The 12,957-nt window shown below is 42.1% G+C and carries 12 protein-coding genes and 1 tRNA gene; 7 read left to right on the top strand and 6 right to left on the bottom strand.

Annotated features, from left to right (window positions below):
* The first annotated feature begins 107 nt into the window (after positions 1 to 107).
* Together mgtE and FTU54_RS05090 are read left to right on the top strand one after the other, a co-directional pair.
* A complete protein-coding gene (gene mgtE, locus FTU54_RS05095; RefSeq protein ID WP_005176359.1) occupies positions 108 to 1,445 on the top strand; it encodes a magnesium transporter in 1,338 nt (445 codons plus the stop codon).
* Positions 1,446 to 1,533: 88 nt separating this feature from the next.
* Complete coding sequence (locus FTU54_RS05090) at positions 1,534 to 2,127, top strand: DUF4112 domain-containing protein (RefSeq protein WP_180054309.1); 594 nt, start codon at positions 1,534 to 1,536, stop codon at positions 2,125 to 2,127.
* Between the two features lie 94 nt (positions 2,128 to 2,221).
* Here the strand turns inward: FTU54_RS05090 and htpX are convergent, their stop codons facing one another.
* Positions 2,222 to 3,127, bottom strand: coding sequence for a protease HtpX (gene htpX, locus FTU54_RS05085; protein WP_005176364.1), 906 nt, complete (start codon positions 3,125 to 3,127; stop codon positions 2,222 to 2,224).
* A 115-nt stretch (positions 3,128 to 3,242) separates the two neighbouring features.
* On the bottom strand, positions 3,243 to 4,085 hold the full coding sequence (locus tag FTU54_RS05080) for a lytic transglycosylase domain-containing protein (RefSeq protein WP_034597413.1): 843 nt from the start codon (positions 4,083 to 4,085) through the stop codon (positions 3,243 to 3,245).
* Positions 4,086 to 4,594: 509 nt separating this feature from the next.
* Between FTU54_RS05080 and ttcA the strand changes: the two genes are divergently transcribed.
* Positions 4,595 to 5,518, top strand: a complete 924-nt coding sequence (gene ttcA, locus FTU54_RS05075) for a tRNA 2-thiocytidine(32) synthetase TtcA (RefSeq protein ID WP_005176370.1) — start codon at positions 4,595 to 4,597, stop codon at positions 5,516 to 5,518.
* Positions 5,519 to 5,734: 216 nt separating this feature from the next.
* On the top strand, positions 5,735 to 6,118 hold the full coding sequence (locus FTU54_RS05070) for an SCP2 sterol-binding domain-containing protein (protein ID WP_016659963.1): 384 nt from the start codon (positions 5,735 to 5,737) through the stop codon (positions 6,116 to 6,118).
* 71 nt (positions 6,119 to 6,189) lie between these two features.
* On the opposite strand, the gene FTU54_RS05065 is transcribed toward FTU54_RS05070, so the two are convergent.
* The gene (locus FTU54_RS05065; RefSeq protein ID WP_005176374.1) at positions 6,190 to 7,305 is read right to left on the bottom strand and encodes a transglycosylase SLT domain-containing protein; all 1,116 of its coding nucleotides are present in this window, start codon (positions 7,303 to 7,305) and stop codon (positions 6,190 to 6,192) included.
* Positions 7,306 to 7,671: 366 nt separating this feature from the next.
* Here FTU54_RS05065 and greB point away from each other — a divergent pair, with 366 nt between their 5' ends.
* Together greB and FTU54_RS05055 are read left to right on the top strand one after the other, a co-directional pair.
* Entirely contained in the window at positions 7,672 to 8,166 is a 495-nt protein-coding gene (greB, locus tag FTU54_RS05060) for a transcription elongation factor GreB (RefSeq protein ID WP_005176376.1), read from the top strand.
* Between the two features lie 90 nt (positions 8,167 to 8,256).
* Positions 8,257 to 8,346, top strand: a tRNA-Ser gene (locus FTU54_RS05055).
* Between the two features lie 244 nt (positions 8,347 to 8,590).
* Here FTU54_RS05055 and FTU54_RS05050 read toward each other — a convergent pair.
* The 3 genes from FTU54_RS05050 to FTU54_RS05040 form a co-directional block, all read right to left on the bottom strand.
* Positions 8,591 to 9,598: a hypothetical protein gene (locus FTU54_RS05050; RefSeq protein WP_180046064.1), complete on the bottom strand. Its 1,008-nt coding sequence runs from the start codon at positions 9,596 to 9,598 to the stop codon at positions 8,591 to 8,593.
* Positions 9,599 to 9,620: 22 nt separating this feature from the next.
* Positions 9,621 to 10,913: an inovirus-type Gp2 protein gene (locus FTU54_RS05045; protein ID WP_180046062.1), complete on the bottom strand. Its 1,293-nt coding sequence runs from the start codon at positions 10,911 to 10,913 to the stop codon at positions 9,621 to 9,623.
* 267 nt (positions 10,914 to 11,180) lie between these two features.
* Positions 11,181 to 11,384, bottom strand: a complete 204-nt coding sequence (locus tag FTU54_RS05040) for an AlpA family transcriptional regulator (protein WP_180046101.1) — start codon at positions 11,382 to 11,384, stop codon at positions 11,181 to 11,183.
* A gap of 115 nt (positions 11,385 to 11,499) precedes the next feature.
* Between FTU54_RS05040 and FTU54_RS05035 the strand changes: the two genes are divergently transcribed.
* Positions 11,500 to 12,885, top strand: coding sequence for a hypothetical protein (locus FTU54_RS05035; RefSeq protein WP_180046060.1), 1,386 nt, complete (start codon positions 11,500 to 11,502; stop codon positions 12,883 to 12,885).
* Positions 12,886 to 12,957 lie beyond the last annotated feature (72 nt).

Genomic DNA, 12,957 nt, shown 5'->3' with positions numbered 1-12,957 from the left:
TTATACAGAGAAAAATGCTGCTGCTTCAGGGACACTGCGGCAGCACGCAGATGCAGTGCAAATCACTTTACATTTTAAAAAATAACCAAGAATAATGATGAGAGTTTATGCTGAATCCTTTTGAACTTCAGGCACTGGAACAGGCCATTTTGCAGCAGCATCCAGAGCGGGTACAGACCCTGATTGCGCATATGAATCCGGCCGATTTGGCGGTCTGGATTGAACAGCTGTCGCTGCAAGCGCAGGTTCGATTGATTCCCACCCTGGAGCAGGCCGCGCTGATCTTTGAGTTTTTGCCAAAAACTGTGCAGGCGCAAATTGCCGAACAGCTGGACCCAGCCGATTTGTTGCAGCTGATGAGTGCCATGCATTCAGATGACCGGACCGACCTGTTTAAAGGTTTGAGTCCGACGCTACAGCCGTGGATTCTGGCCGAGCTGGCCCCGGAAAAACGTCAGCAAATTCAGCAGCTGGCGGCTTACCCGGAAGAATCTGCCGGGGCGATCATGAGTTCGGATTTTGTGACTTTATCCCCAGAGCTGACGATCCAGCAGGCGATTGAACAGTTGCGTCAGGTGGCGGCAGACCGGGAAACCCTGTACCTGATTTATATTGTCGATGCGCTACAGCATCTGCTCGGTGTGGTGTCCTTGCGGCAGATTATTCAGGCCGCGCCAGAGGTACAGCTGCAGCATCTCATGACCACGGATCTGGTGATGGGCCAGGTCGATGAAGATCAGGAACAGATTGCCTGGAAGCTGGCGCATTATGATTTTCTGGCCTTGCCGATTGTTGATCAGGCGCAGCGTCTGGTCGGGATTGTCACCTATGATGATGCCATGGACATTGTCGAGGCCGAAACTACTGAAGATATTTTAAAATCCGGTGCGATTGAATCCTTGCCCAACCTGAGCCTGAAAAATGCACCAATTTTATCTTTATATCGCCAGCGCGTGTTCTGGCTGGTATTTCTGGTGTTTGGCAGTTTGCTGTCCGGTTTTGGGATTGCCCATTTTGAAGAGATTATTGCCGCGCATATTGTGCTGGTGTTCTTCTTGCCCTTGCTGGTCGGTAGTGGCGGGAATGCTGGGGCGCAATCGGCGACCTTAATGGTCCGTGCTTTAGCCACCGGCGATGTGCATTTTCGTGACTGGTTCTATCTGCTCGGGCGGGAAAGTCTGGTGGCGCTTTGTTTAGGTGGCACCATGGCACTGGCCGTGTCGGTACTGGGTTATGTGCGTGGCGATTTGATGGTGGCGGTGGTGTTGGCCTTAAGTATGCTGGGCATTGTGCTGATGGGCTGTCTGGTTGGCATGAGCCTGCCGTTTATTCTCAATAAGCTGAAACTGGACCCGGCCAGTGCGTCGGCACCTCTGGTGACCTCAATTTGCGATGCCAGCGGGGTGGTGGTTTATCTGTTTATTGCCTCACAGCTGTTGTTTTAGCCTGTATTTACAAAGCAGTAAAACGTTTGAGCAGCGCGCTCGAGTATAGTAAAAACATGACATAAATAGATAAAAATCAGGTTGATTCATGACAGAGCTGCACAGCACCAAACCCAAACTTTCCCGGCAAGAGGTGATTCGCCTGGAGCGTGATCTGGCCAAGTTTGCCAATATGATGGATTCGGTGGTGCGGATTCCGTTTACCAAACAGGGCGTGGGCGCTGATGCGGCTTTAAGTACCATTCCGGTGGCCGGCGATCTGGCCGGTTTTGTGTTGACCTGTTATGCAATTTATAAAGCCAAACAGGTCGGCGTGCCACATGCCAAACTGAATCCGGTCATGAAGCTGGCGGTTATGGATGCGGTGGTGGGCTTTATTCCGATTGCCGGGACGATTTTTGATATTTTTATTCGCCCTAGCCGTAAGGCGCTGGATATTGTGCATGATCATATCCGGCAGGAATATGATATCCAGAGTGACCATCATGTGGTGCATCCTTTCTTGCATGAAAAACTGGAGCAGAAGCAGCAATATTCGGCATTCTGGCGTAATCCTGTGGTGGCCTGGCTGTGGATTCATCTTCCTGATTTATTAGGCCTGTTGTTCCTGATCATTCTGGTGGTGGCGACCTTGGCCGGGCTGCAATGGGTCTGGCAGTGGATGCAGGGTTTAAATCTTTAAGTAAGCTGTCATCATTCCAACCAGTATCTATCACACATAAAAACAAAAGCCTCCATATGGAGGCTTTTGTCTATTTAACGGTTGGGCATTATTATTAAGGCAGGTTTAACTGCTGTAATGCCGCCACACGCTGTTCAATGGTCGGGTGGGTCTGGAATAACGCTGCCAGACTAAACCCTTGTTCCTGACCGGCAGAAATCGCGAAGGCTTTCATTTCTTTTGGCATTGCATCTGGCATTTCAGATTCGGCCTGTAAGCGTAACAGGGCAGAAATCATGGCCTGTTTGCCAGCCAGACGGGCACCCGCTTCATCGGCGCGGTATTCACGTTGACGCGAGAACCACATCACAATGGCCGAAGCCAGAATACCAAACACGATATCCAGCACAATGGTAATCACGAAGTAGGCAATGCCTGGCGCTTCGCCATCTTCACGGCCAAATACGTTACGATCAATGAAATCACCGGCAACACGGGCAAAGAACATCACGAAGGCGTTGACCACACCCTGGATTAACGCCAGCGTAACCATGTCGCCATTGGCCACGTGACCAATTTCGTGCGCCAGTACGGCACGTAATTCATCTTTGTTCATACGCTCCAGCAGACCGGTTGAAACCGCCACCAAAGCATCATTCTTGTTCCAGCCGGTTGCAAAGGCATTCGACTGATAAGAAGGGAAGATACCCACTTCTGGCATTTTAATGCCAGCACGTTGCGACAATTGTGCAACTTCATTTAATAACCACGCTTCAGCCTGGTTACGTGGGGCATTCGGGTCAATCAGCTCTGTACCGGTGGTTTTTTTCGCCATCCATTTAGACATGAACAGGGAAATTAAAGAACCGACCATACCGAAGACAAAACAGATGACCAACAGGTTGCCTAGATTTAAGCCACCCGCGCCATGGTAACTACCGACACCGAAGAGTGACAAAATAATGCCAGCTACAACCAGTACCGCGAGGTTGGTTAGCAAGAACAAACCAATCCGCATCATTGAGTAAATCCTCTTAAAATGAAAATGTAATCTGATTCATAAATCATGCAAGTAAATATGCGGTGAATGTATTAAAAATTCAAGAAAAAATCGTGAAAATCAACAAAAAATCATCTTAGTCCGAAATGGTGATTCGGGCTGCAGCAGAGGCATGTGCCGTGGCATAGGAGCGGACCGGTGCATCGGTAAAGCTGCCATCTGCGGCAACAATAATTTCACGCGATGGGCGTGCAGGCTGGGCTGCAGTTAAATGCGAACCAGAAGAAAGCGTATTGGATTGGGCCAGTAACGGTCCCTGATCGCTACTGCTGACACCACCGGCATACAGATTGTGATAACGGCTGGTCACGCGGCGCACATAGTCCTGAGTTTCACGGAAGGGCGGAATGCCACCGTATTTGGCGACATTGCCTTCACCGGCATTATAACCGGCCAATGCTAAGGATGTATTACCGTTAAAACGTTTTAGTAACCAGGCCAGATATTTGGCCCCGGCCATAATATTTTCATAAGGATCGTAGGCATTAGAAACCTGAAAACGTTTGGCAGTGGCCGGCATCAGCTGCATTAAGCCTTGGGCCCCGACCGGAGAGCGAGCATTGACATTAAAGCCGGACTCGGTGTGCATGACGGCTTTAATCAGCCCAGACGAAATACCGTGGCGCTGCGCGGCCTGCTGGATAATATGGTCAAAGGCATTTTTATTGCGGCTATAGCTTGGTAAGACCGATGCTTCAGAGCTGCCCCAGTTGCTATAACGATGAATATTGCTGTCGGGATAATACGTCACTTTGACTTTTTTCAGGGACTGGTCTGAACTTTTACGATTGGTCAGCAGGGTAGAGCCATTATTGTCTTTATAGACATAAATCTGTCCGGCATGACTGTGCGATGCAACCGCAAGCAGCGTCACACATCCCCAAAAAGCCAGTTGTTTAAAATGTAATCTTTTATACATTATCGTATTCATTATGGTAACGAAGTTCATACTGTCCCCAAACAGGTGGTTTGAGTTTAACAAAAAAAACATTGATGAAAAGAGTCTTTACATTTATTTCCCCGTTTACTTTGTAAAAATCAAGCCCTGTTTGCTGACAGAACAATCAAAAAAAATATTTATTTTTTTTTATTCTGGTCTGCTTGACACACTTAAACCATTGATTTTAATTATAAATAAAATTGATTAAAAAATGATCAATTTAAATAGAAGCCTTCAATTGCAGGCAAGTGACCTTGTCAAGTTGTTTTAAATCCACAAAGTTATCCACAGCTTTTGTGGAAAACTGTGGAAAAGTCCAAAAGATAAGCATCTTGCTTAAAAGATGAACGCAAACGTTCAAATTAGCATAAAAATAAAGACAGCGAGATGACAAAAAATGACAAGCAGGAAATTACATTCTTTTGATGCGTGCCGGGACTGAATCGGCTAAAATTGCGCGGTATTTTTTTTATGGGTAAATCTCGTCTATGTTCTCGCCAGTTGAGTCCGATCAAGGATTTAATTTTAAACCAGAACTGCCAACCAGCTCTGCGTATTACCGTTTGCTGAAAAAGCTGCGTCGCCAGGTGGGTCATGCCATTCGTGATTACAAGATGATCGAAGACGGTGACAAGGTCATGGTGTGTATTTCGGGTGGTAAAGACAGTTATACCTTACTGGATATTCTGTTGCAGTTTAAACGTATTGCCCCGATTCATTTTGATGTGGTGGCGGTGAATCTGGACCAGAAACAGCCGGGCTTCCCTGAAGATGTGCTGCCGCGTTATCTGGAAGAAAATAATATCCCGTATTATATTCTGGAAAAAGATACCTACAGTATTACCAAGCGTCTGACCCCGGAAGGCAAAACCTACTGTGCAGTGTGTTCGCGTCTGCGTCGTGGTTCACTGTACGGCTTTGCCCAGGAAATTGGGGCAACCAAGGTGGCACTGGGGCATCATCGTGATGATATTCTGGCGACTTTCTTCCTGAACCTGTTCCATGGCGGCAGCTTAAAGGCGATGCCACCGAAGCTGTTATCTTCCGACAAGAAGAATATGCTGATTCGTCCACTGGCTTATGTGGAAGAAAAAGACATCATCAAATACGCGCAAATGCGCCAGTTCCCGATTATTCCATGTAACCTGTGTGGTTCGCAGGAAAATCTGCAACGTGCGATTATCAATGACATGCTGCGTGAATGGGACAATGCCCATCCAAAACGTCTGCACAGTATTTTTGGTGCATTGCAAAATGTATCACCATCGCAACTGGCAGACCGCGAGCTGTTTGACTTTGAAGCACTCGATAGCGAGCGCGAGTTTGACTTTAAAGGCAGTTATTCGCACGAGAATGAAGATGGTCAGTCCAACCGCATCAACATGGTCAATTTAGGCTATGCAGCTGACTAAATAGTCAAAAAAAGCATTGAACTTCAGTTCAGTGCTTTTTTTATATATTTGAATTATTTCAATATTGTATTAAAAATATAAAATTTGAACGCATCGTACAAAAAATCTTAGCCATCTTTTATAATTACATGCTATAACAGGTCACAAGCATCATTGCTTCACAAAAATGTTGTCTGGACAGGCGACACAAATGAACAAATAAATTGAGGAATAATCATGCCTGCTTTTTTATCTGATGATTGGTTTGCAACCGTAGAGAACCTGACGGCTCAAGCTGGTGACTTAAATTTACCACCTGCGCTTGCGAATCTTGCAATTAATTTGGTTGTTACGGATGCTTCAGGCAATACAGAATTAGCTTTAGACGGTGGCAAAATCCAGAAAGGATTGTCTGCAAATGCAAAAACAACCCTGAATATGGATGCTGAGACCTTACGTAAAGTGTTCTTGGAGTTTGATATGGCTGCAGCCATGCAAGCCTTCATGACCGGTAAAATCAAAGTACAAGGCGATATGTCTCAATTAATGGCATTGCAAACTGCAAAACCAAGCCAAGAGCAAAAAGACCTGTTCAAAAACGTTTTGGCGCAAACCACCTGATTGTGACCCGACACAAAAAAGCTTACCCGAAGGTAAGCTTTTTTTTGCCTTGAAGATCAACGGTGAAGCATTTAAATATTCACCAGCTGCGGCGTGGTCTTGATGTGTTCCAGATAGGCACGGATACGGGTCACGTATTGTAAGGCCTGACGATAACGTCCGTTCTTGGCTTTATTGCCGTCTAAGTAAGCATACAGGTTGACCCAGTTGTTCGGGTTTTTACCGGTGGCCTGAATACGCTTCTGAATCTGGCTCACGGCACCCGGACCCATGTTATAGGCCACCAGTGCATACCAGTTACGGTCTGGAAACGGAATATGCTTATAACGGTTCAGCATCAGGTTGTAATACTTGGCACCGCCCTGAATGCTCTGGGTTGGATCGGTACGGTTACTGACGCCCATAGCTTTGGCTGTGCTGTTGGTCAGCATCATCAAACCACGAACACCGGTTGGTGAAACAGAGTTCGGCTTTAAGTACGATTCCTGATAACCAATGGCCGCCAGTAAATGCCAGTCCAGATCATACTGCTGCGCAGTGCGCTGGAAGCTGGCCTTATATAAAGGCATGCGATTGCTTAAGTCACGCTGGATAGTATTCCAGGATTCCTGCTTAACCACATTCTGGTTATAGAACGAGGCCAGCTGGTTGATGGCACCGCTTTGTTTGCCACGGCAGACAAAGGCACTGGCGGTCTGGCTCAGCGGATCATCGGCATGTTTAAATACCCAGTTTAAATTGCTGTTTAGGCCATTTTTCTGCAAGGTGTTTAAATCGCCACAGGTGGCCGAAAAACCGGTCAGATGCTTGTTTTCAATGCTCTGAATACTGGCAGTGGTCATGGCAAAGTTGGCTTTACCTGACGCCACCCATTGCAACGCTGTCGCATTGTCCGGTACGGTTTTAAACTCGAGTTTGACATTCAGGCTATGCGCATAGTTGCGCACCAGGTCATAACCAAAGCCATGCAGATGCTGACTGTTCTGAAACACGGTGGTCGGATTCGAAACAGAAACCACGGTCAATTTATTGTGATTGACCACGCGATCAAACTGATACGCTGCTTTACTTGCATTAATACTATGAAACGGAATTAACGCACTGCTTAATACTAAGACTTTTAAAGGGAGAGAGTTGAAAAAAGAGTGAAGGCCAAGCCTCGACCCAGAAGTTGAACTACTGTGCATGTTGTCTCCGCTACAAGTAATTTATGCCCTACAAAGCAGGAGGCAAAAGGCCTCAGACTTTTTCAAGTTTGATAAATTCAATAAGAGGGTGGGCACTCATGACGTCATTCAAAATGACATGGGATGAAAGATAAAAAATGTGGCTACGCCACACAGGTTAAAAAATGATCATAATTAAAAGATGTGCGCATAATAAAGACCAAAATTTGAGTTGTCAAATTTTGTCCATAAAAAAATATAAAACTGTTTCATAAGTAAATGATTCTATTTAGGAAAAATATTTTATAAACTTTAAAAGTGGAGTAATTGGGGAGAAGGCAGCAGTTTTTGGTAAGCTACAGGCATATTTTTCTGCTGTTAAAGGCCATGAAATCGAGCTTAATTACCCGTGGTGGACATGACAAACTGGTCGCGGAACTTCAGCATTTGTGGCATGAAGAACGCCCTGAAATTACCAAAAAAGTGAACTGGGCGGCCAGTCTCGGCGATCGTTCGGAGAACGCCGATTACCAATATAACAAGCAGCTGCTGCGCAAGATTGACCGTCGGGTACGTTACCTCGGCAAGCGGCTGGAAGAGCTGCGAATTATTGATTTTTCACCTGAACAGGAGGGCAAGGTCTATTTTGGCGCTTGGGTCGATATTGAAAATGATGATGGCGAGCAGAAAACCCTAAGAATTGTCGGGGTTGATGAAATTTATGATCATCATCCACAACATATTTCAATTGACTCGCCAATGGCGCGCGCCTTGCTGGGCAAAAGTGTGGATGATGAAGCAGTAGTGCAGACGCCATCAGGTGCAAAACACTGGTATATTGTCGACATTCGCTATGAAAAGTTTGAAAATTCAGCAAATTAAATGATTTTGATTTTATTTTGTACAGTCGGTTGCGAAAACCTGGAAAAATATTTGCCAAGTTAAAATTTTCTTTATATGATAGCCGCCATTGGAAGCGTGGCAGAGTGGTTTAATGCACCGGTCTTGAAAACCGACGAGGGTGTGAGTCCTCCGTGAGTTCGAATCTCACCGCTTCCGCCAAATATCTAAATAAGCCCTTGTTTTTACAAGGGCTTATTTTTTGTCTGTAGTTTTACCCCTCAACCTACCCCTCATAAAATTTTGGATGTGACAAGCAAAAACAGGACGATTCAGGATAAGATAGGAAATGAGTATAAAAAACGTTAATAATTTTAAACTCATTTATAGCTTTGAAAAGATATTTTTAATATATAAAAAAGGGTTCACGAATGAACCCTTAGGCCGAAATAAAAAAGACTATAGGTTAAACATTGCCTGTGTATTCTTTCCACACATAAGTAATACCATTGCCCTTATAACGATAAAAACGAAGTGGCTCATGTACTCGTTCGATGAGTTGTGACCATGCTTTTTGAACTAGTCCTTGTCCATCGTAACAATGAAGGTGCTTCGGTTCTGGAAGAATACCTTGAAGCTGATAATCTGAGCAGGTTAGTTCCCACTGTTCTTTTAGCAACGGCAAATAATCAATTTTATCGCCGAGGATGTAAATGAATGCTTGTGCTGTTAGCTTATGATCCAGTCCTTTAATGATGCGCCAGTGAATATCAAAAAGCCTGCCTCTTAGCTCTGGTGCTGTATGTAGCCACTGAAAGTATTTTTTCAATACTTTTGCTGAATCTTTCTCGGCTTCCTCCTGGGTTTGGTAATGAGGAGGATCAATTTGAGAAATAAAAGGCAATTCTAAGAAAATACAATTGGCTTGCTCTTGTGTTTGCATAACACGTCTAAAGAAAGCTTTTTGTTCATTGCGAAGTTTTTGTATTTCTGCTTCATATTTATTCGTCTGAAGTTTTGCCTTGGCTGTATATAATTCAGCACGTAAACGCTGGAATAAACTTTCCCAAATATGATTAGGGACTTGATGTACTGATCTCATCAGTTGTGAGTTTTCAACAGCAAATTTATGGAAAACCCTTAAATAAGGATTTGTTTCAAAGCCATCAAAAAGATCGATAAAATAGGAAAACGGTGATATCTGCTGGAGAGCAAAATAGCACAAAGAGTTCATAAAAGGATGTGGATAAGCTGCAGTTGGTTTAGGAAAAACCCTAATTCTGTCATGTTCTAACTGTTTAAGAAAATCAATTAATCCAAATGCTCTTCTCCCAAAGCCTTCATCGGCATATGTCCATCGTGTTATTACATTCTCAGATAGTAAATCCACATGGTTGTTTGGATAAACATTTGACACAGCATGAGTTGACTGCAAGCATTGAGGTTGAGGACGGTGTAAGGGTAATTGCTTCATAGTAAGAATCTCAGTAATAAGGTTAAATAGATTTGTAGTATTGAGTTAGATTAGGACGACCCATACCTTTCTTAATATGGGGTAATAAGCCTGTATTGAGCGTTTTAACGCGCGCTAAGCTGCTATGTAAGACATATTGTTCGAACTTGGCAAAGTAGCGAATCACCTTTGCAATATTGTCGTATTTGGTCTGATCATCACGGTCAATGATGCCTATAGCATCGTATTTGTACTTCTTACGATTCTTACTGGTATTACAATTAAAATAGCTGTGTTTACCGCCAATTTGACTGTCCCACAACTCACCAATCATTCGACCTAAACTAATGTCTTCTCGATGTTTACGACCACAGAAAAAGAAAAAACAATGAATATGTAAAGCCTGATCTACGCCATATTCCATTTTTGAAACATAGCCTTTTAAATGCAGGGATTTACTGCGACGCAGTTTCTGTAAAATCGTATGGAAATGCTTTACGATTTGTTGAGGAGTAAAATGTTTTTTATCTGCAGGTAGATAGAGATCAACCCGAACACCCAATAAACGTGAATAAAGGCCACGTAACTTATCAATGTATTTCTGAACCTTTTTTTCACCCCTTTTCGCTACTTTGCGACGGTCATTCACACGCTGTAGATATTCAGGCGAATGTAACTGTTCAAAAAGCACTTTAATAAAGCGATTTAAGATTACTGCTAAAGAAACCTTATGTCCTGTCAGTCTACCATTTGCATCTACCTCATTAAGTTCCTCATATGGATGCTCAATTAAGTCATAAATAAAGTCTAGATATGGTTTTAAGGCCTTATCTAACGCAGCCATAACAGCCTCAAGCTGTTCACACTTTATATTCACCCATACAGCTGTTCGCTTGGAATTAAGTAAGAATGAACGAAGCAATTGCTTTATTCTGGGGTGAGTCAATTCCCAATGTTTTCGATTGAAAAGGGAAATATCCTCTTTATTTTTTGGCTGATACAGACTGTATAGGGAGGTAGCCTTTTGCTTAATTATTTCATCACATAAACTAATAGCGATGGTGCATGCAGCTACATTAGGGTCTATTAGGTGGTTAAGGAATTGATTGAGAGTCTGAGGACTAGGTAACTCATCGTGCTTGCTATCACTTTCTGAGTTTAAGAGATCTTCTAGTTCAAATTGCTCATTTAATTCATCGTCATACCCAGATAGGACTTCTTCAGACTCATTTAATAGGTCTGTTTCAATTTGAACTGATAAACTTGGTATTGGGTCAAAAGAATCTTTAACCTCAGTTTCTTTGATCTTAGGATAATGAATGTTATTATCGTTCATAGATATAACTCCAATCGGTAATAAAATACTGATTGTTGCCATCTAACCTATAGTATGAGCAGAGACTAAGTAAGATAAATAATCTTTATTTATAAAATATATAAATATTAATAAGATACAAATATATTGATCTAATTATAATCTTATAGAAGCCACCCATCAGAATTAGAGACAACAACTGTCTACAAGGGGACTTGGAATCCAGCCCCTTTCGGTAAAGTCGATAGATTTGTGGTTTACCTGACTGAAAAGATAAGCACTTAGAGCCTATGCTTTCTTGGAGAGCAGCCAGTGGTTAATTTCATGTTGAAGCCAGCCTACTGCGGCTGTTCCAAGACGCACGGGTTTGGGGAAGGTAGGATCATGCCTTGGGGATCGTTGGTTAAGCTTTTCATATATCGTGCTGCGAGATAATCCGCATGTTTCAATGACTTTTGGTAAACGAATGATTTGTATCGTTTGATTCTTCATATTATCCATGATCGAACTCCATAGGATGAGTTGGTTTTGGTTCGATTAAATTGTGATTCATGGTGAATATATTTTTTAGTGAAAAAATAATATATTATAATCTGTTGAAAAATATATGAAAAAATGGTGGAAAGTGGATAGGGAATATTGTTCGGTACGTTTTATGCGGATGCTGAAAACGATAAATATCATTCATGATATTCAAAAATCTGATGAATTTAGAGATTTTTATGATTGGCTGCGTGATTTCTACCAAGTTGAAATTAGTGAATTTATAGGTGATGTCTGTGGTGAATTCGAGCTGAAAGAAGGAAACTCTTTAAATACTTTAGATTTTAAAAAAACAGTACAAGGGTATGTTTTTGATTGCCTTCAATATGGGCGAAATAAAATCAATCAGGGTACCGAAGCTTTTTTGATCAATCATCTAGGTAATGATTTATTTGTAAAGGAAATGGATGAGCTTCGATTAAAGTTTAAGAAAAAGTTAAGTGAAGATGAGCAGCTAAAAGAAGCTTATATCAAACTGACTGAACATATTGATATACGTTACTTAGTGCTCTACCGTTTTAATCCGGAACGTCTATTCTTAACCTGGATTAGTATTGAAAATTATTTTTCCAGTCTAAACCAGCGCACAACGCGATTAAATCATGATGAGTATTTAAAAGGACAAGAATTTGAAAAGAAAATTTATGAGTACTTACATGATTTTGAAATTTTAGCTAAAAATAAAGGATATGAAATAGGACATGTATCAATTGCAGATTTAGCTCTGTTTACAGGGGAAGCAGATAAGAAGGATTACTTAACGTTTCGCTTAGCGGAAGACTTTAAGGTTCCAGTGGTTGACGCTTTGTTAGATTATTTGGAGTTTGCAAAATTTAAACTGCATGATACAGCTGCATCTATAAATGCTCCTAATTCGAATAATCCACGTTTAGAGCAATTACATCGAATTATCCAAATACTGAATGCAGAAAAATCTAAAAAAGCATCCCAAAAAGGAGCGGGAGTTTTTACTTTGCTCTGTTATACAGTCTATAAATTAAGGGGCTATGATGGTGCGGCACAATCTTTTGAGAATGAAAGTGATTTAAAAAAGGGATTTTTAGATTACTTGGCTAATTTACTTCAGTTGGTAGGTGTTCACTATTCTTATAACGCTACTGTAAAAGCAAAATCTAACCTAAAGTTGACTATATATTTTACAGCTTCGGCGATTCAAGAGAATCTTTTTGCTCTGTATTTTGAATTTTATTCTAAAATTAGTACATCACTTCAATTGTCTGATGACAAGATCAATGTTGAAACAGGTCTGTTTGAGCCCAGTTTTGTGGATTTAGTTACTAATTTTGACCTTAATAAGGAAGTCAATCAGAACGTATCATTTAACCGCGGAATAAAGCTATGTTCTATCAATGTAAATCAACTTAATACCAAGATAAGTGATGAAAAAGGGAAAGCTTTTAGTTTTGCAAGTTTGTATATGGTTAAGTAAGAAAAATCTTTATTTTTCTAAGATCAAGACTCATCTTTACACCGACCTAGGCTGACTATATGGCGCACTTTT

This window comes from Acinetobacter sp. YH12116 (assembly GCF_013418895.1).
Taxonomy (GTDB): domain Bacteria; phylum Pseudomonadota; class Gammaproteobacteria; order Pseudomonadales; family Moraxellaceae; genus Acinetobacter; species Acinetobacter indicus.
Note: the sequence above shows the minus strand (reverse complement) of the source record. Positions and strands in the feature narration are given on the sequence as shown.

What these genes read in the sequence shown, in the direction of transcription:
- mgtE (WP_005176359.1), top strand. Translation starts at nt 108, where the DNA reads ATGCTGAATCCTTTTGAACTTCAGGCACTGGAACAGGCCATTTTGCAG.
- FTU54_RS05090 (WP_180054309.1), top strand. Translation starts at nt 1,534, where the DNA reads ATGACAGAGCTGCACAGCACCAAACCCAAACTTTCCCGGCAAGAGGTG.
- htpX (WP_005176364.1), bottom strand. Translation starts at nt 3,127, where the DNA reads ATGATGCGGATTGGTTTGTTCTTGCTAACCAACCTCGCGGTACTGGTT.
- FTU54_RS05080 (WP_034597413.1), bottom strand. Translation starts at nt 4,085, where the DNA reads ATGTATAAAAGATTACATTTTAAACAACTGGCTTTTTGGGGATGTGTG.
- ttcA (WP_005176370.1), top strand. Translation starts at nt 4,595, where the DNA reads ATGTTCTCGCCAGTTGAGTCCGATCAAGGATTTAATTTTAAACCAGAA.
- FTU54_RS05070 (WP_016659963.1), top strand. Translation starts at nt 5,735, where the DNA reads ATGCCTGCTTTTTTATCTGATGATTGGTTTGCAACCGTAGAGAACCTG.
- FTU54_RS05065 (WP_005176374.1), bottom strand. Translation starts at nt 7,305, where the DNA reads ATGCACAGTAGTTCAACTTCTGGGTCGAGGCTTGGCCTTCACTCTTTT.
- greB (WP_005176376.1), top strand. Translation starts at nt 7,672, where the DNA reads ATGAAATCGAGCTTAATTACCCGTGGTGGACATGACAAACTGGTCGCG.
- FTU54_RS05050 (WP_180046064.1), bottom strand. Translation starts at nt 9,598, where the DNA reads ATGAAGCAATTACCCTTACACCGTCCTCAACCTCAATGCTTGCAGTCA.
- FTU54_RS05045 (WP_180046062.1), bottom strand. Translation starts at nt 10,913, where the DNA reads ATGAACGATAATAACATTCATTATCCTAAGATCAAAGAAACTGAGGTT.
- FTU54_RS05040 (WP_180046101.1), bottom strand. Translation starts at nt 11,384, where the DNA reads ATGAAGAATCAAACGATACAAATCATTCGTTTACCAAAAGTCATTGAA.
- FTU54_RS05035 (WP_180046060.1), top strand. Translation starts at nt 11,500, where the DNA reads ATGAAAAAATGGTGGAAAGTGGATAGGGAATATTGTTCGGTACGTTTT.